The organism is Streptomyces sp. NPDC058001, from assembly GCF_042886315.1.
Classification (GTDB): Bacteria; Actinomycetota; Actinomycetes; order Streptomycetales; family Streptomycetaceae; genus Streptomyces.
Genome location: NZ_JBHVQT010000023.1, coordinates 30,284 through 50,157 on the forward strand (window position 1 = coordinate 30,284; position 19,874 = coordinate 50,157).

Sequence of the window (19,874 nt, forward strand, 5' to 3'; positions counted from 1 at the left end):
GCGGACGCTTCACGGTGGTAGCCACGGCGAGGCCCCCCTTGGGCTCCCACTCCGCCTCCGCGAGCGCGGGCCGAGCTCGTCACGCAAGGAGGCCAGCAGCTCGGGCCAGCGACGCCGCGGGGCTCGGGCGAGCTCCAGCTCGGGGCCCGGCGCCTTGTCGGACAGCAGCACATTGCCCGCACCTGTAGCGGTGTTGCCGCAGGCGGCGGTGCCACGATCCAGCACGGTCACGGCGGCGCCGGCGGCGCTGAGCACCTCCGCGCAGGTGGCACCAATCACGCCGACGCCCGCGACGACGTCACAGCGATGGCGGCAGACATTCCCAACCCTGTGTCTTCGTCCTTCGGTGAAGTGCTGCTGCCAGGTGTGCTGGGCGTGCCTACGCCGGTGGCCGAGTTCGGTCCAGCATGCGCAGGTAGTTGCCTCCGCAGATCAGGTCGATCTCGTCCGGGGTGAGGCCGCGTTCGGCGAGGCCTGCGGGCAGCTTGCTGAGCTGTCCGGCGTCCTCGATCCCGTCGGGGCCGCGGCCGTAGATCTGGGCGCCGGTGTCGCGGAGGCCGTGGACGCCGTCGGGGTCCACGGCCTTCATCGTGGACGCCAGCATGTCCATCGGGCCTTCCCAGTAGTCGGCGCCGATGGCGATGTGCTCGGGGCCGACGAGGTCGTACATGTGCATGGCGTGGTCGAGGAGGTCGGAGAGCCTGGCCTGGAGGGGGTCGTGGGCGACGTACTCGCGGCAGCTGTTCAGGCCGATGACGCCGTTGCGTTCGGCGACGGCTTTGATCTGGTCGTCGGTGAGGTTGCGCGGGTGCGGGCGGACGGCGTCGGCGTTGGAGTGGGAGACGAAGAGGTCGCCATGGTAGAGGTCGAGGGCGTCCCAGAACGAGCCGCGGGAGGTGTGTACGAGGTCGACCATCAGAGGGAGTGTCTCGAGCTCCTTGAGGGTGGCCTTGCCGAGATGGGAGAAGCCGCCGTCGCCGAAGCGCTCGTTTGCGCCGGTGCAGAGCGGGTTCTGGATGTTGTGCGAGAAGGTGAAGGCGGTGCAGCCCAGTTCGGTGAAGATGTGGAGGGCGTCGAAGTCGCCGGCGAAGGACGTGTAGCCCTCGATGGAGACGAAGATGCCGAAGGATCCCGGCGGGCGGTTGTCGTAGTCGGCACGGTTGGTGAGCAGCACCAGTTCGCCCTCGGAGCGGTGGATCTCGGACAGGACGATGCCGAGTGTGGCCCAGTCGCTGATCTGCACGACGCCCGCGGTCAGGCCGCCTTCGCGCCACCGCGGGATGTGGTGGTGGCGCAGCACTTGGGCGGTGTGGCCCTCGCTCGCGTGCAGGCTGATCACGTTTCCGATAGCGGGGCCGACGTAGATGTTGATCACTGCTCAGCCTTCTTCCTGTCTGGTGTGGAGGGCGCGCTCGGCGTCATCCCAGCCGCGCACGACGTGCAGGTCGGGGAGGTCGGCCAGGCCTGCGGTGAAGTCGGGCGAGGGAATCTCGCCGCTGGTGCGGACGTCGATCAGGGAGGGTGCGTGCGCGATGGCCTCGTGCAGCGCCGGGGCCAGGCGGTCGAGGGAGGTGACCCGCTGTGCGTGCATGCCTAGGGAGCGGGCGAGCTGGTCGTAGCGGCAGCCAGGGAGCTCGGTGTTGAAGCGGGGGTTCGCCGTGTAGTTGGCGACGTGGTCCAAGCGCTCGATGTTCCAGGCGCTGTTGTTGGAGATCACGAAGATCGGTCTGGCGCCGGTGCGGCGGGCCGTGTCCAGCTCCATCGCGTTGAAGCCGAAGGCTCCGTCGCCGATGAGCGCGAGGACGGTGCGGTCGGGGTGGAGGAGGGATGCGGCGATGGCGAAGGGGACGCCGACGCCGAGCAGGCCGAAAGTGCCGGTGTCCAGGCGCGGGGGCGGGGTCAGTCCGACGCGGGCGAAGGACAAGGTGTCGCCGCCGTCAGCAATGACGATCGGCGCCTGGTCCGCTCCCGCGAGCGTCTCGTTGATCACGCTGATCAGTGCGTTCGGGTGGATGGCGCCGTCCGGTCCGGTGGGCTCGGCGCGGGCCCGGTCGGCCCAGCGTTTGCGGCGGCGTGCATTTCGGTCGCGAATGTCTTGCAGCCATCCGGTGTCCGGGGCGTCGGGGGCGATGTCGCTTGCCGCGAGGAGTTCGAGTGCCCTGCCCGTGTCCGCATGGACCTGCACGTCGCCGACGCGGTTCGCGGTGAGTTCTTCCCCGTGGCGGCCGATCCGGATGAAGGTGGCGGCGGGGAACGCGGCGTTCGATCCGTACGCGAGGGCGAAGTCCAGGCGACGGCCGACGGTGATGACCGTGTCGGCGCCGCCCATGACCGCCGACCGCATCGCGGGCACGTAGGCGGGGTGGTCGTCGGCTACGAGCCCTCTGCTCTCAGGGGTGTCGAGGTACAGCGCACCGCTGGTCGCGAGGAACCGGCTCAGCGCCGGTTGCGCGGCTCTGGCCCCGCGGCCGCTGATCACTACGGGTCGCCGGCTCGTTCGTATAGCCGCGGCCGCGGCGTCGATTGCCTCCGGGGTGGGTGCGATCGGCCGGAGTGCGCGCGGCGCGCCGCTGATCTGCTCGGCCCGGCTCCACGTCGTCTCCCCCCGCAGCACATCCGTGGGGAAGTCGAGAAAGGCCGGCCCCGGGGGTGCCTCGGCGCCGACCGCGGCTTCGAACGAGGCTTGCAGAAACGGCAGTAGCTGACGCGGGTGCCGTACAGTGCCGGCCAGCCGCGTGATCGACCGCACGAGTCCGGCCTGGTCGAGCTCCTCCAGTGCGCCCAGGCCGAGCTGGGCGCTGGGCGGGAGGGCGGACAGGATCAGCACCGGCACCCGGGCCTGGTGGGCAGCGGCGATGCCCGGGACCGCGTTCGCCAGCCCCGGCCCGGTGGTCACGACGGCGACCGCCGGCTCGCCGGTGAGCTCGGCGTCCGCCTGGGCCATGTGCACGGCCGCCGCTTCATGCCGTACGTCGATCACGCGCAGGCCCGCCCGGGTGGCCTCGTCCCAGAGCGGCTTGATGTGGCTGCCGGTGAGGCCGTAGATCCGCAGCACGCCGGAGCGGGCCAGGAAGGTGGCGACGGCATGCGCGACCGAGTGCGGGCGGCGGAGGAATTCCGCGGGGAGGGATCGGGGCGCGTACGTCATCGCGCGACACCGCCATCGGCTGTCTCGGCGTCCCACGCTGCCGCAGTGAGCCCGCGCTTGCGCAGCTCCGCCTTCGCGACCTTCTCGGTCGGCGTGCGTGGTAACCGGTCTCCGGCTATCTCCAGATAGCGCGGGACCATGTACTTGGGCAGGTGCTCCCGGCAGTAGGCGAGCAGCCCGGCGGCGTCCAGGGCGGCTCCCGGCTCGGCTACGGCGATGAGCAGCACGTCGTCCTCCGTGAGCTCCGAACGCACCGCGATGGCCGCGCTCTCCCGCACGGCCGGGTGGTCGTTGACTACCGACTCGAGCTTGAAGGCGGAGATGTTCTCGCCGCGGCGGCGGATGACGTCCTTGATGCGGTCCACGAAGTACAGCCAGCCGTCCTCGTCCGGATAGCCCGCGTCGCCGGAATGAAACCACAGGTTGCGCCAGGCAGTTCGGGTCTCCCCGGGCCTCGCGTGATAGCCGAGCGACATACTCCAGGCATGCTTCGGACGGACGGCGATCTCCCCCGCCGTGTGGGGCGGGAGGGGTTCGTCCAGCTCGTCGACGATCCGCACCTCGAAGTGGTCGGCCGCCACCTTGCCCGCCGCCCCCGGCCGCGACTCACAGGGGGTGTCGTAGGCGATCCAGTTCGTCTCCGTCTGGCCGTACGCCGTGACCAGCCGCAGTCCGAAGCGCTCCTCGAATCCGCTCTTGAACGGGATCACGGGCAGGGCCTGCGCGATCCGCAGCGAGTGCGCGGTGTCGTCCGCTGCTGCCGGGGCCCGCCACAGTAGCTGCGCCATGGCCCCGAGCAGATTGGTCGCGGTGGCGCCGCTTGCCCGGACCTGCGGCCAGAAGCGGCTGACGCTGAAGCGCCGCTGGAAGGTGCCCGTCGTCCCGAAGACCAATGGGAAGTACACGCCCCAGAGCTGGGCGTCGGCGTGGAAGAGCGGCGGCGGCGAGAAGTAGGAGTCCGGGCCGGTGAGGCCCCAGGCTCTGTGCGTACAGCTGGACCCAGGTAGTACTGCTGGTGGGGCAGCACAACGCCCGTGGCGGGCCCGGTCGTTCCGGACGTGTAGAGGATTGCCATCGGGTCGGCGTGCCGGATGTCCGACCGCACGGCGGCGTCGTCCGCCGCGAGCAGCTCGGCGAAGGGCTCGACGGGCACGGTGAGCCCCGCGGCACGCGCCTGCTCGGGTGAGCCAGCGACCGTGACGACGGTATGCAGGGCCGGCATGGCGTTGATGACCTCGGCGCGCTGCTCCAGCAGGCTTACGTCGCATACCAGTACGCCCGCGCCGGAGTTGGACAGCACGTGGGCGAGCAGCTTGCCCTTCAGCTCGATGTTGACCGGGACCTCGATGGCGCCGAGCTTGGCCGCGCCGAACCAGGTGTGAACGACCTCGATGCAGTTCGGCAGCAGCATGGCGACCCTGTCGCCGGCCCGGACTCCGTATTCGCGCAGGCCCCGGGCCACGCGCTTGGTGACGCTCTCCATGTCGCCGAAGGTGCACGCCGGTTCGTCGCCGAACCGCAGGAATTCGCGCTCGGCGGCGTGTTCAGCCCAGTGGGCCAGAATCGCAGGCAGCGCGTGGTCCGAAAACATGGCTAGAGACTAGGGCAACTTTTGACCTATTCCAATAGGCCATACCACGCTAACGTATGGCGTCATGACATGAACACCGCCGCTTTGGAGGGCCGTTGAAGGACCCGTCAGCTCCGACCACCATCCTCGCCGGGACCGTCATCACCATGACCGACCGCGGCGTCCTCCGGAACCAGGCAATCACCGTCGTCGACGGCCGGATCAGCCGCGTCGAGCCGCGCGAGCAGCACCTTCCCGGGGGTCGCGTCGTCGATTGGCGGAACCGGACTGTCGTTCCGGGACTCGCGGACTGCCACACCCATGTCGACGAGCGGGCCGACCTGCTCCTCAACCTCGCGCACGGGGTCACCACCGTCCGCAACATGTGCGGCAAGCCCTGGCACCTGCGGTGGCGGCAGCTGGTCGCCGAGGGCCGCGAGCCGGGGCCGCACCTGGTCACCAGCACGCCCATGGCAGACGGGCGCGGCGTCCCGGGGACGACGGTGTGGCCTGACGCAGCGCTGATATCCGACCGGGCCGCCGCACACGAGGCCGTGGGCCGGTGGGCTGAACTGGGCTACCAGCAGGTCAAGGCCTATCAATGGCTCTCCGCTGACGCGCTGCAGGGCCTGGGTGAGGCATGTCGGGCCACCGGCCTGCCGCTGGTCGGCCACTGCCCCCAGTCGCTCAGCGTCCACGAGGCAATCGACCGCGGCCAGACCGGTTTCGAGCACCTCAACAACTACGAGTACGGCACCCTCCGCCCGGCCGCCCAAAGGCGTCTGGACGCCTTCTACGCGCAGGGGTTCAGCTACAGCCGCGGACGCAACCGCTTCTCCCCCGAGGCGGCGGAAGCGGCCACCGACCTCGACGACGCAAGGCTCACCGACCTCGCCCAGCGCCTCGCCGCCGAAGACATCACCTCCTGCCCCACCCTCATCGTCTTCGACCGCGTGCTGGGCCGCCGCGACCTGTCCGACCTGCGGCTGCGCTACGTCGATCCCGTAACGGCCAGGACCTGGCTGCCGGAGCACGACTTCCGCTTCCAGGCGCTGTCGGCGGAGGAGCTGCAGTACGCCGCCGACCTCTTCCACCGGCGCGGGCAGCGGATCGTCGCGGCGCTACGGGACGCCGGTGCCCGCGTCCTGGTCGGCACCGACGCCCACAACGCGTTCGTCTTCCACGGCTCCTCCTTGGTCGAGGAGATGGAGCTGCTGGTAGAGGCGGGCTATACGGCCGCCGAGGTGCTGACCATGGCCACTCGCGGCGCCGCCGATTACCTCGGGCTGGCCGACCGCGGCCGGATCGACGCCGGCTACGCCGCGGACCTGGTCGCGGTCACCGGCGACCCCACGGCTTCCGTGACCGCGCTGCGGGATCCGTCGGCGGTCGTCGTGGCCGGGACGGTCCTGGAGCGGCCACGGCTGGACGCGCTGCTCACGAAGGCAGAGGCATTGCTGCATGCGCAGCCGGACAGGTCCCTGTTCCGCCCCGTTCCCCAGGGCCATCGCCTCATCGGGGACTACGAGCGGACCGACCACGGGGTCGTGGATGCGCTCACGCGCGTGTCCTCCCGCCCCGAGGGCCGACGGCACGACCACTTGGCGGGAACAGGTGGTGACCCGGCACAGCACGGAGACACGCACGACGGTCATCGACACCGCCGGCCTGCTGGTGGCGGCCGAGATCGAGCGGCACCGCCCCGAGGGAGTCGAGTCCGCCACGGTGCGGCGGAACGACGACGCCTCCTACACCGTGCACACGACAGCCCTGGACGACTCCCGGCTGGCCGCCGACGTCCCCGGGCCGCTGCTGCCCGGAGGCGATCTCGGCGTGCCAGCTCTCCTCGCTGCCGTCCGAAGCTCTCGCACAGAGGAGCTGCCACCGGTGCTCACCCTCACCACGAGCCTGGCCAACGGGCTCGCACCAGTGCCCGGAACCCTCGACCGCGACGGCGGCCAGCTCGTCCAGCGCACCACCGACGCCCAGGTCCGAGTGAGTCAAGACGGCGAGCTCGACGAGTACGCCCAGAGCGCACCCATGCAGCAGCTGGTCCACCGCCGCGTCCCCTGACCCGCGCCGTAAGCACCCAGCCCATCCGGCACGCCGCCCCATCCAAGGAGGAACGCGCCATGTTACGGATCCGACCTTCGCTGCGAGGGCGCCGAACGACGACCGCGGTGCTCAGCGTGGCTGCCGTACTCGGACTGACGGGCGCGGCGACCACCGCGCCACACTCGAGTGCCGCAACGGTGCCGAAGATCGACTGGCAGTCGTGCGGCAAACCGGAGCTCGCCGACTTCCAGTGTGCGAGCGTCGAGGTGCCGACCGACTACGACAATCCACAGGGCGCAACGACCACCATCGCGCTGACCAGGCTGCCGGCGACCGACCCGGATCACCGCATCGGATCGCTGTTCACCAACCCCGGTGGCCCTGGGGGCTCAGGGATCGAATTCGTCCACCTCGCAGGTAAGACCGCCTACGACCCCATTGTTCGCGAGCATTTCGACATCATCGGGTTCGACCCGCGCGGTGTCGGCGCCTCGGACCCGGTCACCTGCTTCGCGAGCGCCGCCGATGAGACGGCCGCGCTCTCCGGCCTGACGGAGTTCCCGGTCTCCTCGGCCGAGGAGACCGGCTACACCCGCGACATACGCGCGTTCGCCCACAAGTGCGAGGAACGCTCCGGGGAACGGATCGCGCACGCCTCGTCCGCCAATGTGGCCCGGGACATGGACCTGCTCCGCGCCGCGGTGGGCGACAAGAAGATCACCTACGCCGGCTACTCATACGGCACCTTCCTCGGCGCGACGTACGCGAAGCTCTTCCCGCACCGCGTACGCGCGCTGGTGCTGGACGCCACCCTGGAACCGGAGGGCTACACGGGGCGCAAGGGCGACAGGCGCTCCATGGGGACCCGGATCGGCCAGGGTCCGGCGACGAGCCGCACCTACGGCGAGTTCCTCCGGCTGTGCAAGAAGGCGGGTCCGCAGCGATGCGCGCTGGCCGGGCACGGCGATCCGCGTACGGTGCTGGAACGGACACTGGAGGGCCTGAAGTCCGATCCGGTCACGATCGATCCGCCCGGCGGGCCGCCGGTCGAGTTCACTTACCCCTATGCCGTCGTGACGCTCTTTTTCGGCATGTACGCCCCAGGCGGATGGCCGGCCCTCGCCGAGACCTTCGCGGCCGTGGCCACCGCGGGCCAGGGCTCGGGCGACGCGGCTGCCGACGTGTCCACGTACCTGCGCACCCTACGCGAAGGCGAGGACTATCACTCGGCTGGCGGGGCGCTGGCAAATTCCTGCGTCGACACGCTCAACCCGATCCGGCCGCGGGACTATCCGGCGGAGGCGGACTCCCAGGACGCCAAGGCGCCGCACTTCGGCCGCTACCGGTCCTGGGCAGGACTGCCGTGCACGGTGATCGGCAATGAGGACGCCGATGCCCATATGGGTGACTGGGAGCAGCAGACGGGGGCGCCAGTGATGGTGGTCGGCACCCGCTTCGACCCGGCGACCCCGTACGAGGCCACCCGCCCGTTCGCCGACCACTTCCCGGACGCCCGAGTGGTCACGCTGGAGGGCTGGGGCCATGCCGGCTCCCTCTACCAGAGCGCGTGCGTGGACCAGCAGGTCGCGCGCTACCTGGTGGAGCTGAAGGCGAAGGACGGGGCAAGCTGCGAGCCGGATGCGCTGCCATTCACTGCCGCGGCCGCCGAGCGCTTCCCGGAGCAGGCACGGATTGTGCCTGCTCAGTAGCGCCGCTCAGCCGGACCGGCCTGCGATGTTGACCGAGGCCGGGCGCGTCGCCGCGTCGGTGTCGCCGAGCCCATGGCCAGCACGTTCTCGTTGAGCGCGACGAACATCATGTCGTTCTCGGGCGCGCCCGGTCCGCGGGTCCAGCGGACGCAGACGTTGGTGTGACGGTCGTGCGGACTCCTGCTGCATACCTCGTCGGTGAGCGGCAGGAGCAGCATCGCCAGCGGGTGGTCCTGCAGCCCCTGTCCGACGGGCAGATCCTGCCGTACGCCGATGCCGAGCTCGCGCAGCTGCGCCGCCGGGCCGATGCCCGAGCGCATCAGGATCGCCGGCGAGTGGATGACTCCGGCGCTGACCACGAGGGTGTCCGCCTGCTCGGTGCGCACCTTTCTCCCGGTGATCAGGCGCACCCCCACCGCCCGATCGCCGTCGAAGAGCACCCGGTCGACCAGGCTGTCCCCGCGTACGGTGAGGGTCTCCAGGTCGCGCGCCCACTCAGGGTAGCCGTCGTTGACCGTCACCCGGTGGCCGTCCCGGGAGTTGATCGGGTACGGCGAGACACCGCTCCCCCGCGGCGCGTTGACGTCCTCGGCCCAGGGGTAGCCGGCTGCCGCGCAGGCCCGTGCCAGTGCCTTTTCGACGCCGCCCCAGTTCTCCTGGGGTAGCCGGTGGACCGGGATCGGGCCGCCGCGGCCGTGGTACGGCTCGTCGCCGAACAGCTCGTCGTCCTCCAGCCGGGCGAAGTACGGCAGTACATCCTCGGGGGCCCAGCCCGTGCATCCGAGCGCCGGCCACTCCTCGAAGTCGGTCATCGGCGGGGGGATGGCGATCTGGCCGTTCACCGACGAGCTACCGCCGGTGCCGCGGCCGCGCCAGTACAGCTGCTGCTCCTGCCGGTCGGTGCGGGCAGCGTTCACCTCCGGCCAGATGAGCTCCTCGCTGGCCACCGGGTCCAAGATCGCCAGCCGCGGGTTGGGCGTGCCAGACGGCCTTCATTTCCGCCGACCGGTAGTCGGCCCGGCCTCCAGTAGCAGCACCCGTCTGCCCTGGGCCGCCGTCCGGCCGCGAGCGCGGCGCCCGCGGAGCCCGCCCCCAAAACGATGCGTCCCAGCCGTTGCGCGTCATTGCTCCGCCTTCCCGACGGAGTTGATGGTGTGCACGTTGTTGAGCCAGGCGAAGGCGGCCGACGCGTCGGAAACACTGCCGGCGGCGTGCGGGCGGCGCACGATGACGACGTCCAGGCCGCGGGCCTCGGCTGCCTTGAGGTAATACCCGGTGTCGTCGTCGCCGGAGTCGGCCGCGATCAGCAGCTGTGTGTGGCGTTCGTCGATGGTCGAAAGCGCTCCGCCGAGCCCGTAGACCCTGCGCGCGGGCTCCCGGTCCCACCCGGGGAGCACGAGGTCCGGTGGGTGCAGGACGACTAGGACGTCCCCGGGGCAGTCGTGGGCGGCGCGGCCCGCCGCAGCGAGTGAGTCGATCCACCGCCAGCGCGCGGACCCGGCGATGCGTGCGAGGGACGGCGGCAGCGCCCGGAGCAGCGGCAGACCGGCTGCCGCGCAGGCAGCCGCGACGGCGGCCGTCAGCTCCGTCGCGAAGGGCTGCGCCGCGTTGATCACGGCGCCGACGGCGGTGGTGCGGAACGCCGCCGCCAGCGCGTCCGGATCCGCGTCCCGCTCGGCGAGGTGGACATAGTCCGGGTCGCCGTACTCGAAGGCCATCACCAGCTCGTCGGCCAGCCGCGTCGACCCGACGATCAGCGCCGTCATGCTACGGCACTGAATCCGCTGCGGGGACACCCATCACCTCGTCGAGCACCCGCATCGCATTGCCGCCGAGCACCTTCTTGATGTCGGCGTCCGAGAAGCCCCGGGTCATCATCTCCTCGGTGATACGGGGGAGGTCCGAGGGCCGCTGGATCTCGCTGGCGCCCCAGGTCCCTTCCATCCCGGGGAGGGTCGGCCAACCGCCGTAGACCTCCTGGAAGTAGTCGTCCACGAAGTCGGGGCCGAGCGCGACGGCATCGATCGAGGTGACCGAGGCCAGGTACTCGATGTGGTCCACCACCCGGGCCGCCGTGGGCAGGCCGGGATCGATGAAGGGCGGGATCGCCGCCGCCACGCCGATCACACCGCCAAGGTTGGCGACACCCTTGAGCTGGGTGTCGCTGAGGTTGCGATGGATGTCGGTGACGGCGCGGCAGGCCGAATGCGTCGCCAGCGGCGGCCGACGGGCATGCTCCAGTACGTCCTCGACCCCGGCGATGCCGAGGTGGCTGAGGTCGAAAACGATGCCCAGGCGCTCCATCTCCGCCAGCACCTCAAGGCCCTGCGGGGTGAGCCCGCCGCAGGACGAGTCGTCGACACCGCTGCCGTCCGCGAGCATGGTGCGGCCCATATGAGCGAGGGACACCACCCGCACGCCAACCCGCTCCATCGTGCGGATCAGCTCCGGGTCCTGGCCGAGAGCGTGCGCGCCTTCGAGGGCGATGACCAGCGCGATCCGGTCATCGGCTGTCGCCCGGGCGATGTCGGCGCCGGTGCGGCAGACGGCAAGCTGCGGATACTGCTCGGCCAGCCGGTGGATGCGCTCGATGAGCAGCAGCGTGCGGCGCAGCGCGCCCTCGGACTGGAACTGCTCGTCGATGAAGACCGGCAGCACCTGGACGTTCACACCGCCGGCGCGCAGCTCCGGCAGCCAGAACTCGCCGAAGTAGTCCGGCCGGCCGCGGCGGTCGAAGTGGTCGACGAGGAGGATGAGGTCGTTGTGGAGGTCGGCGACCAGGGCCCCGTCGTGCGGTGATGTCATAGTGCTCCGCCCAGGTGGCGGGCGAGGAAGCGCTCCATCGCCCGGTATACGTCGATGAGGTTCTCCGGGTTCTGGAAGCGGTGGCCCTCGTCCGCCTTGACCAGGTACTCGACTTCCACGCCGCGGGCTCGTACCGCCTCGACCATCAGGTCCGACTCGTCCTGCACGACGCGGACGTCGTTGGAGCCCTGGATGACCATCAGCGGCGTGCGGACCTGGTCCACTTTGGTGATCGGCGACCGGGCCAGCATGTCAGCTTCCTCTTCCGGGATGTCCGGATTGCCGACGTAGGTGTACCAGTTGTTACCGATCTGGGTACGGGCGAACCCCGGCAGAGTGCGCATGAAGTTTGCGAGGTTGGAGATGCCGCACATGTCGACCGAGGCCGCGAAGACGTCCGGGGTGAACGTGATGGCCACGAGGGCGGAGTAGCCGCCGTAGGAGCCGCCGAAGATGCCGACGCGATCCGGGTCGGCGTAGCCCTGCTTGACTGCCCAGTCGACGCCGTCGATGAGGTCGTCGTGCATCCGGCCCGCGAACTCGTGCATCGAGGCGCGGGTGAACGCCGTGCCGTAGCCGGACGAGCCGCGCATGTTGATCTGCAGCACGGCGTAGCCGCGGTTGGCGAGCAGTTGCACCCGGGGCTCGTAGCCGTAGCCGTCGCGGAACCAGGGGCCGCCGTGCACGTGCAGTACCAGGGGCAGTTGGGTGGGCTCGACGCCGATCGGCAGGGTGAGGTAGCCGTGCACCCTGAGCCCGTCGCGCGCGGTGAAGGCGACCGGCCGCTTCTCGGCCAGCGCGGCCGGGTCGAGGTGCGGGTACGGGCGGAAGAGCTCGCGGCTCTCGCCCGTCTCATGGTCGTAGTAGTACGTGACACCTGGGTCGGTGTCGTGGGTGAAGCTCACCACCCAGCGCCGCTCACTCCTGTCGGAGGAAACGAAGGCCAGGTCCCCGTCGGACAGCCGGGCCAGTTGCTCGTGGACTTCGGCGAAGTGCGGGTCGAGGGCGTGGATGACCTGACGCGCCCCGAGGTAGCGGACCGCGAGGATCTCGCCGGTGCGTTCGCTGAGGATCAGCGGGGACGGGAACATCGAATGGACGCGGCCGCGGGTGTCGAGCTCGTACTCCGGGTGGCTGTCGACCACCGTTTCCTTGCCGGTGGCGACGTCGAGGCGGACCAGGCGGATGAGATCGCTGTCGCGGTTGGAGCCGATCCAGATGCCAGTGCCGTCGGGGGTGACGTCGGTCGGGGTGAGGCCCATCGGAAGGTCGGCGCCGTCATACGCGGTGATCAGCCGGGAAGTGCCGGTGTCCGGGTTCCAGGCGTGGATCTCATGGCCCCCGGTGGTCGGTATGACGGTCGCGAACAGCTCGCCGTTCCTGCCGCAGAGCCAGTCTCCGATATGGCCTGGGTTTTCGGCGAGGGTGGTGACCTCACCACTGGCGATGTCGATGCGGTGCACGTCGAACAAGTCGAACCGGCGGCGGTTCAGCACGGCGACGACGGTGCCGGGGAGGCCGCCGGGCAGCCAGAAGTCCAGTGTGCGGACGCCGGGGAACGGGGTGAGGTCCACCGCGGGGGCGTCCGGGTTCTCAAGGTCGACGCGGAAGATGTGCCAGTTCTCGTCGCCGTCGCCGTCCTGGGTGTAGAGCAACCAGCGTGGGTTGTCGGTCCAGTGGTAGCTGTGCACGTCGCGGTGGTGGTCGTGGGTCACGCACACGGCGTCGTCGGCGCCGACGCCGCGGATCCAGACGTTCATCCGGCCCTGTTCCGGGGCGAGGTAGGCGATCTCCGTGCCGTCCGGGGAGATCGATCCGCCGGTGGCGACCGGGCTCTTGAAGAAGTCCTCGATCGGGATGACGGGTGCGGGGGTCATGGCCTTCCCTTCCGTTTGCGGAGCAGGTCGCGAACGACGTCCCGCAGGTACACGTGCTGCACGCTGAGGTGCCCGTGTTCGGCGATGACGTGCAGATCGGCGCCGGGGATGGCGCGGGCCAGCCAGACGGAGTGCTCGTAGCTGACCAGTAGGTCGAGTTTTCCGGTCCAGATGGTGACCGGGGTGGTGATCGAGCCGAGGTCGAACCCCCAGGGCGTGACAAGGGCCAGGTCGTCCTCCAGCCATCCCTCGACGCCCGTGGAAGTCGCCTTCCGCAGGCTGGCCATGAAGATGTCGCCGAACTCCGTGGTGCACAGCTCCTGGTCGACCGGCGGCAGCGAACCGCGGTAGGTGGCCACGAAGTCCTCGGCGGTGATCTCGCCCCAGCCGGCGACCGTCTTCTTCAGCCAGGGCTCGACCGCCGCCCGGCCCTGTTCGGCGAGCCTCCACTCCTCGACGTTCTCCGGGCCCATGCCCGCGTAGTAGTCGAGGTCTGCCGCGTCTATCGGAGCCGGGCTGACCAGGGCGGCCGCGGCCTCACAGCGCTCTGGGAGCAGCGCGGCGCAGCCGAGGACGTTGCCGCCGCCTCCGGAGCCGCCCATGCTGATGAAGGTGTCGACGCCCAGGTGGTCCATGACGCCGGCGATGTCGTCGGCGATGTCCGCCATCACGCGGCCGGGGCGCGGCGAGCTCTGGCCGTACCCGGGCCGCGCGGCCATGACGTAGCGCAGGCCGAACTCGTCGCAGACGTCGGCGAACGGCTTCCTCGGCGTGATGCCACCCGGGGTGCCCGCGTGGACGAGCAGCGTGCCTTTGGTCCCGATGCCGTAGGTGATGATCTCGGTCAGCCGGCCGTCCGGCTGCGGCACCAGGTCGTACTCCCAGCCGTCAGTCAATGTGCTCACTCCCACTCGGTCGGGCACGCTCCAGCATGCGTAGATACGACTCGCCGCAGATGAGGTCGATCTCCTCCGGCTTCAGCCCGCGCTCGGCGAGGCCGGCGGCAAGGTTGCCTAGATGCCCGGCGTCCTCGATGCCGTCGGGGCCGAACTCGTACAGCTCGCGCGCCCGGCCCTTGATGCCGTGGGCGCCCTCCGGGTCGACCATGTCCAGGATCGGCACCAGCATCTCCACCGGGGATTCGCAGTAGTCGGCGCCGATGCTCATGTGCTCGGGACCGACGAGCTCATAGATGTGGATGACGTGGTCGAGCAGGTCGTCGACGGTCGCCGTCATGGGGTCGGGCGAGACGTAGCCTCGGAAGGTGTTGAGGCCGACCACGCCGTTGCGTTCGGCGACCGCCTTGATCTGGTCGTCGGTGAGGTTGCGGGGGTGGGGGCAGAGCGCGTCGGCGTTGGAGTGGGAGACGAAGAGGTCGCCGTCGTAGAGGTCGAGGGCGTCCCAGAACGACGCCCGCGACATGTGCACCAGGTCGACCATCAGGGAGGTGTGTTCCAGCTCCTTGAGTGTCTGCTTGCCGAGGTGGCTGAAGCCGCCCTCGCCGAAGCGCTCGTTGCTGCCGGTGCACAGCAGGTTCTGCAGGTTGTGCGAGAAGGTGAAGGTGGTGACGCCGAGCTCGTCGAGCGCGTACAGCGCCTCCAGGTCGCCGGCGAGTTCGCCGTGGCCTTCCAGGGAGAGGAAGAGCCCGAAGGATCCGTCCGGGCGGTTGTCGAAGTCCGCCCGGGTCTTGCAGTAGGTGATCTCCCCTTCGGAGCGGGCGATCTCGGCGAAGTACATGCCGGTCGCGCGCCAGTTGGAGACCTGCACCACGGCGGCGTCGAGCTTTCCCGCCCGCCAGCGCGGGATGTACGTGTCACGCAGGACGGTCGCATGGTTGCCCGGCATCGCATGGTGCGCCATCACGTCGTAGATGACGCCGCCCACATAGCTGTTGATCACGTGGCCTCCTCGGTGCGGCTCGGTAGGGACAGTGCCGACAGCCCCGCCCGCAGCAGCGGCCGCGCCGCTCCAGGAAGACGGCCGTCAGCACGAACAGGCCGGTGGCCGGGTCGGCATAGCCGGCCTCGCCCGCCTCGACCGCGGCGGCGTGGGCCACGCGGACCTCGGCGTCAGGGGAGGCCATTGAGCACAACCTCTCCGCCGCGCATGATGAACTCGATGCCCTTGCCGGAGTCGGCCAGTACGGACAGGTCCTCCAGGGGATTCCCGGCCACGAGCAGCAGGTCGGCGAGGGCGCCGGGAGCGAGCGTGCCCAGCTCGCCGGGGCGGTTCAACAGCTCGGCGTTCACGGCGGTGGCCGACCTGAGCACGTCCAGCGGGGACTGCACTTGGGACCTGAGCAGCAGCTCGCGGCTCTGCGCCGGGTGCGCCTCGCCGAGCAGGTCGCTGCCGAAGCCAACCCGCACGCCGGCGTCGAGGGCCACCTGGATCGCGCTCGTTCCGGCGGTCAGCACGGCCTGTAGCTTCTCGACGCTCTCCCGGGGGTAGTTCCAGCAGTGGCCGATCTCGGCCAGCCGGTCGAAGGTCACCAGCGTGGGGACGAGGAACGCCCCGTGCTCGGCCATGACGCGCGCGGACGCGGTGTCCAGCAGCAGGCCGTGCTCGATCGACCGCACGCCCGCGGTCACGGCCTGCACGATGGCCGCCGGGGTGAAAGCGTGCGCGAGCACGTAGGTGTGCCGGGACGCCGCTTCGGTCACGGCGGCCCGTATCTCCTCGGGGGTGTACTGCACCATGTCGACGGCGTCCGTCGGGGAGGAGAGCCCGCCGCTCGCCATGATCTTGATTTGCTGGGCGCCGTTCTTCAGCTCCTCGCGGACCGCGCGGCGCACCGCGTCGGCGCCGTCGGCTACGTGGGCGAACCAGTTGCTGTGGATGTGGCAGGCGCACAGCTTCGGCTCGTTCGGCGCCGGGTCGAGGTCGCCGTGGCCGCCGGTCTGGCTGATCACGCGGCCGGAGCGGAAGACCCGCGGGCCCTTGACCAACCCGGCGTCGAGCGCGTCGGCGACCCCGCGGTCGAGTCCGCCCGCGTCGCGTACGGTCGTGAACCCGCGCCGCAGCATGGCCTCCAGTAGCCCGGCGGCCTCAATGCCGATACGCGACGCCGGTCGTCGACCCATCGCCGGCATGTCCAGGGTGGTGAAGGCGGCGTGCACATGGGCGTCGATCAGCCCGGGCATGAGTGTCCTGCCGCCGGCGTCCAGCGTCGGGGCGTCGCCGGTGATCCGGGCCCCGGGCGCCACCTCCACGATCCGCTCCCCCGAGACGCGGACCGAGGATCCGGGAATGAGCTCCCCGGACTCCAGGTCGAGGAGGGTGGCGCCATGGACGATCAGCTCGGTCATGTCGCCTCAGCCACGAACGCGGCGATGGCTGCGGAGAAGGCATGCCGGCTCTCCTGCCAGGCATAGAACATGTGGCCGCCACCGAAGTGGCGCACGGTCAGACGATTGGCGACCGACTCGTCGAGGCGCATCAGATTCCGCATGCGGTCGCTCGTGTAGTACGGCGTCATCAGGTCGTACCAGCCGTGGGTGATGAACGCCCGGGTGTGCGGGCTCATCGCCATGCCGTAGCGGAAGTCGTCGACGGCGCCCGGGCAGCCCTGGAGGTAGAACGGGGCCTCGTCGTTCTTCCAGTTCATGATGACGTCGGTGCTGAGCAGCTTGTACTCGCGGTGGGTCTCGAGGCCGATCTCCGACCGCAGATGCTTGTTGATCGCGGCCGTATAGACGGAGTACATGGCGGTCAGCGTCGGGTCGGCGCCCTCGTACGGGTCACGGTCGGGGAAGGGGTCGGGTGCCAGAATCGTCCCGTCGTAGGCGCCGACGACCTTGCTCTCGTCGCGCAGCAGCTCCTTCTTGAAGCGGTGGACGTTGACGCGGCCCTCGGCTCGCCGGACAAAGCGCGGGTCGAGCCCGGTGAGGTCCGCGTAGCGGTTGATCACCCGGTCGCGGTCCTCCGCCGGCATCGCGACGCCGCGGGTCAGGAAGCTGGCGTAGTCGCCGGTGGCGAACTCCTCCGCGGCGCGCAGCACATCCTCGAGCGGGCCCTCGGCTTTGAAGGCGCGCGAGCGGCCGTGGTGCGCGGCGGTGGCCGCCATGGTCGGCAGGAGGTCGATCCACGGCTCCACCGCGTAGTCGCCCCAGCCCATCCCAGTGGCGAGAAAGGCGGGTTCGAGCGCGGGCGAGATGAGGATGACCCCGTTCAGGCCGACGCCGGGCTGCTCCTGCAGCATGCGGGTCAGCCGCCCGGCCCGGTACCCGCCGTAGCTCTCGCCGGCGACGAACAGCGGTGCGCCCCAGCGGCGGTTCTTCGACAGCCAGCCGCTGATGAACTCGCACATCGCCTCGAGGTCGCGGACCGTGCCGAAGTACTGGTGCGGGTCGTGGTCCGGGCCGTCCTTCGGCTTGTCGGCTCCGTTCTTCGCATCGTCCGGCTCGATCACGCGGCTGAAGCCGGTGCCGACAGGGTCGATGAGCACGATGTCGGTGAAGGCCAGCCAGGAGTCCTCGTTGTGCTCCAGCTGCGGCGGCAGCTTCGGTATGGAGCCGTCCGCCGGGAAGAGCACCCGCTGCGGGCCGACCACGCCCAGGTGCAGATACGCGGAGCCGGCGCCGGGACCGCCGTTGAAGACGAAGGTCACGGGCCGTTCCGGCCCGGCGTCCTGCGCGATATACGCGACCGAGAAGACCTCTGCGGTGGGCTTTTCCTTCTTGCGGAGTACGAACCATTCGGCCGTCGCCGTGTACGTGATGTCGTTCCACTTCCCGGTGGTCGAGGCGCCGCGCGGGGGCTCGTAGTCCGACTTGGTCTTCTGTTCGTCATTGCTCACGCCTGCTGCTCCTTCGTTCGGGTTGCTGCGGTACGGCCACCGAGGTGGGTGCCGAAATGGCGCTCAATGGCGTGGAACATGGTGATGAGGTTCTCGGGGTTCTGGAATCCGTGGCCCTCGTCCTCGGCGACCAGGTATTCGACAAGCACGCCTCTTTCCCGCAGCGCCGCGACGATGTTGTCGGCCTCCGCCTGCACGACCCGTACATCGTTGGCGCCCTGCACCACCAGCAGCGGCGTGCGGATCTCGTCGACCTTGGTGATGGGCGAGCGGGCCAGCATGTCGGCTTCCTGCGCCGGGGCGTCGGGGTCACCGACGTAGCGGTGCCAACTGTTGGCAAGCTGCTGCCTGACGAAGGACGGCAGTGTGCGCATGAAGTTCGCCAGATTCGAGATGCCGACGTAGTCCACTGCGGCGGCGAAGTAGTCGGGTGTGAAGGTGACGCCGACCAACGCGGAGTAGCCGCCATAGGAGCCGCCGTAGATGCCCAGGCGCTTCGGATCGGCGAATCCGCGCTCTACGGCCCAGTTGGCGGCGTCGATGAGGTCATCGTGCATCGCACCGGCCATCTCGCCGATTGCGGAGGTGATGTGCCGCTTCCCGTATCCCGATGAGCCGCGGAAGTTGACCTGCAGGACGGCATAGCCGCCGTTGGCGAAGAACTGTACTTGGGGGTCGTAGCCCCAGGAGTCGTGGAGCCAGGGCCCGCCGTGCACCTTGAGGACGAGCGGCAGCCCGCGGGGTTCGACGCCGGTGGGCAGGGTGAGATAGCCGTGCAGCGGCAGCCCATCACGTGCCCGCAGGCCGACCGGCCTCATCGGTGCGAGATGGTCGGGGTTCAGCCGTGGGTACGGCCGGAACAGCAGACGGCTCTCCCCCGTGCCGTGGTCATAGAGGTACGTCAGACCTGGTTCCCGGTCGTGGATGAAGGTGGCCACCCACCGCTGTTCCGACTCGTCCGAGGACACCGAGGCGAGCACGCCGTCAGACAGCTTGGACAGCGCCTCGTACACCTCGGCAAAGTAGGGGTCCACCGGCACGATCTCGGGCCGTCCGGCCACGAAGCGGGCCGCGAGGACCGCGCCCGTCCTGCGGCTGAGGAACAGCGTGGGTGGCACCGTGGGCGATACCTCCCCCAAGATGCACAGGCTGTGGCCCTCCATGGCCGCGAAGGTCGTCACCTCGCCCGTCTCGACGTCCACGCGCAGCAGTAGCATGTCGTCGGAGTCCAGGCAGCCACCGATGAGGAGGCTTTTGCCGTCGGGCGTGACGCGCATCGGGCTAACGCCCATCGGGTGTTCCGCGCCGGGCCACCGAGTGATCAGCCGTGTCGCGCCCGTCTCGTCGACGGCGTGGAACTCCCACTCGCGGTCGTCGGCGAGCGACGCCGAGAAGACTTCGCCGGCAGGGCCGAAGAAGAGGGTGCTCTTCGGGTCGGGGTTCTTCCGGTGCAGCGTCATCTCGCCGGTGGCGATGTCGATGCGGAACGCATCGAAGGTCAAGGGCCGAGGGTTCGCTGAGATCAGGACGCTGCCGGGCCGTGATGTCAACAGCTGCACGCCCGTCACCCGGGACCCAGGGTCCATCGGGGTGAGGTCGACCGCCGGCTGCTCGGGCGCTTGCAGGTCCACCCGGTACAGGTGCCAGTCCTCATTGCCGTCGGTATCCTGCAGATACAGCAGCCAGCGGGGGTCGTCGGTCCAGTAGTAGGTCTTGATTCCGCGCCGCGCGTCGTGGGTCACGCATTCGGCGTCGGCATGATCTTCGTCGATGCCGCGCACCCAGACGTTGGTCCGCCCGTGCATCGGTGCGAGGTAGGCGAGGCGTGTGCCGTCCGGGGAGATCGAGGCACCGGAGAACTCGGGGTCGGCGAAGAAGGTCTCGGCGGGAATGTAGGGGGGCAGCGCCATGTCGC

At 69.9% G+C, this 19,874-nt stretch carries 17 protein-coding genes and 3 pseudogenes; 4 read left to right on the forward strand and 16 right to left on the reverse strand.

The features are described 5' to 3' along the window. Window positions 1-9: 9 nt before the first annotated feature. The 6 genes and pseudogenes from ACFVT5_RS40560 to ACFVT5_RS40585 form a co-directional block, all read right to left on the reverse strand. Entirely contained in the window at window positions 10-279 is a 270-nt protein-coding gene (locus ACFVT5_RS40560; protein WP_389899010.1) for a hypothetical protein, read from the reverse strand. Window positions 280-379: 100 nt separating this feature from the next. Beyond that, complete coding sequence (locus ACFVT5_RS40565; protein ID WP_389899013.1) at window positions 380-1,375, reverse strand: dipeptidase; 996 nt, start codon at window positions 1,373-1,375, stop codon at window positions 380-382. 3 nt (window positions 1,376-1,378) lie between these two features. Next, on the reverse strand, window positions 1,379-3,148 hold the full coding sequence (locus ACFVT5_RS40570) for a thiamine pyrophosphate-binding protein (RefSeq protein ID WP_389899015.1): 1,770 nt from the start codon (window positions 3,146-3,148) through the stop codon (window positions 1,379-1,381). Then, complete coding sequence (locus ACFVT5_RS40575; RefSeq protein WP_389899114.1) at window positions 3,145-3,624, reverse strand: hypothetical protein; 480 nt, start codon at window positions 3,622-3,624, stop codon at window positions 3,145-3,147. The genes ACFVT5_RS40570 and ACFVT5_RS40575 overlap by 4 nt, the downstream gene beginning before the upstream one ends. A 45-nt stretch (window positions 3,625-3,669) precedes the next feature. Further along, window positions 3,670-4,074, reverse strand: a pseudogene (locus ACFVT5_RS40580) (AMP-binding protein); the annotation flags it as partial. A 140-nt stretch (window positions 4,075-4,214) separates the two neighbouring features. Then, window positions 4,215-4,739, reverse strand: a pseudogene (locus ACFVT5_RS40585) (AMP-binding protein); the annotation flags it as partial. A gap of 146 nt (window positions 4,740-4,885) precedes the next feature. Here ACFVT5_RS40585 and ACFVT5_RS40590 point away from each other — a divergent pair. The 3 genes and pseudogenes from ACFVT5_RS40590 to ACFVT5_RS40600 all read left to right on the forward strand — a co-directional run. Next, window positions 4,886-6,067: pseudogene (locus ACFVT5_RS40590) on the forward strand (amidohydrolase family protein); the annotation flags it as partial. 268 nt (window positions 6,068-6,335) lie between these two features. Further along, window positions 6,336-6,791: a hypothetical protein gene (locus ACFVT5_RS40595; protein WP_389899121.1), complete on the forward strand. Its 456-nt coding sequence runs from the start codon at window positions 6,336-6,338 to the stop codon at window positions 6,789-6,791. Between the two features lie 179 nt (window positions 6,792-6,970). Further along, a complete protein-coding gene (locus ACFVT5_RS40600; RefSeq protein ID WP_389899116.1) occupies window positions 6,971-8,482 on the forward strand; it encodes an alpha/beta hydrolase in 1,512 nt (503 codons plus the stop codon). On the opposite strand, the gene ACFVT5_RS40605 is transcribed toward ACFVT5_RS40600, so the two are convergent. The 7 genes from ACFVT5_RS40605 to ACFVT5_RS40635 form a co-directional block, all read right to left on the reverse strand. After that, complete coding sequence (locus tag ACFVT5_RS40605; protein ID WP_389899018.1) at window positions 8,476-9,429, reverse strand: GMC family oxidoreductase; 954 nt, start codon at window positions 9,427-9,429, stop codon at window positions 8,476-8,478. The genes ACFVT5_RS40600 and ACFVT5_RS40605 overlap by 7 nt on opposite strands. A 174-nt stretch (window positions 9,430-9,603) precedes the next feature. Continuing rightward, the gene (locus tag ACFVT5_RS40610) at window positions 9,604-10,248 is read right to left on the reverse strand and encodes a precorrin-6A/cobalt-precorrin-6A reductase (protein WP_389899020.1); all 645 of its coding nucleotides are present in this window, start codon (window positions 10,246-10,248) and stop codon (window positions 9,604-9,606) included. Window position 10,249: 1 nt separating this feature from the next. Then, complete coding sequence (locus ACFVT5_RS40615) at window positions 10,250-11,287, reverse strand: dipeptidase (RefSeq protein ID WP_389899022.1); 1,038 nt, start codon at window positions 11,285-11,287, stop codon at window positions 10,250-10,252. Continuing rightward, window positions 11,284-13,164 carry a S9 family peptidase gene (locus tag ACFVT5_RS40620; RefSeq protein ID WP_389899023.1) on the reverse strand — a complete coding sequence of 627 codons (1,881 nt, stop codon included), beginning with the start codon at window positions 13,162-13,164 and terminating at the stop codon, window positions 11,284-11,286. The genes ACFVT5_RS40615 and ACFVT5_RS40620 overlap by 4 nt, the downstream gene beginning before the upstream one ends. Next, complete coding sequence (locus ACFVT5_RS40625; protein ID WP_389899026.1) at window positions 13,161-14,069, reverse strand: alpha/beta fold hydrolase; 909 nt, start codon at window positions 14,067-14,069, stop codon at window positions 13,161-13,163. Before ACFVT5_RS40625 ends, ACFVT5_RS40620 begins: the two co-directional genes overlap by 4 nt. Continuing rightward, on the reverse strand, window positions 14,053-15,063 hold the full coding sequence (locus tag ACFVT5_RS40630) for a dipeptidase (protein WP_389899028.1): 1,011 nt from the start codon (window positions 15,061-15,063) through the stop codon (window positions 14,053-14,055). The genes ACFVT5_RS40625 and ACFVT5_RS40630 overlap by 17 nt, the downstream gene beginning before the upstream one ends. Beyond that, window positions 14,978-15,160, reverse strand: a complete 183-nt coding sequence (locus tag ACFVT5_RS40635; protein ID WP_389899117.1) for a DUF5522 domain-containing protein — start codon at window positions 15,158-15,160, stop codon at window positions 14,978-14,980. The genes ACFVT5_RS40630 and ACFVT5_RS40635 overlap by 86 nt, the downstream gene beginning before the upstream one ends. Here ACFVT5_RS40635 and ACFVT5_RS40640 point away from each other — a divergent pair. Next, window positions 15,095-15,250, forward strand: coding sequence for a hypothetical protein (locus tag ACFVT5_RS40640; protein WP_389899122.1), 156 nt, complete (start codon window positions 15,095-15,097; stop codon window positions 15,248-15,250). The two genes, ACFVT5_RS40635 and ACFVT5_RS40640, sit on opposite strands and share 66 nt — an antisense overlap. Here the strand turns inward: ACFVT5_RS40640 and ACFVT5_RS40645 are convergent. The 3 genes from ACFVT5_RS40645 to ACFVT5_RS40655 are packed head-to-tail and all read right to left on the reverse strand — an operon-like array spanning window position 15,234 to window position 19,869. Beyond that, entirely contained in the window at window positions 15,234-16,469 is a 1,236-nt protein-coding gene (locus tag ACFVT5_RS40645) for an amidohydrolase family protein (protein WP_389899031.1), read from the reverse strand. The genes ACFVT5_RS40640 and ACFVT5_RS40645 overlap by 17 nt on opposite strands. Beyond that, window positions 16,466-17,959 (reverse strand): S10 family peptidase, encoded by a 1,494-nt coding sequence (locus ACFVT5_RS40650; protein ID WP_389899034.1) that lies wholly within the window; start codon window positions 17,957-17,959, stop codon window positions 16,466-16,468. Before ACFVT5_RS40650 ends, ACFVT5_RS40645 begins: the two co-directional genes overlap by 4 nt. Then, window positions 17,956-19,869 (reverse strand): S9 family peptidase, encoded by a 1,914-nt coding sequence (locus ACFVT5_RS40655; RefSeq protein WP_389899036.1) that lies wholly within the window; start codon window positions 19,867-19,869, stop codon window positions 17,956-17,958. The genes ACFVT5_RS40650 and ACFVT5_RS40655 overlap by 4 nt, the downstream gene beginning before the upstream one ends. Window positions 19,870-19,874 lie beyond the last annotated feature (5 nt).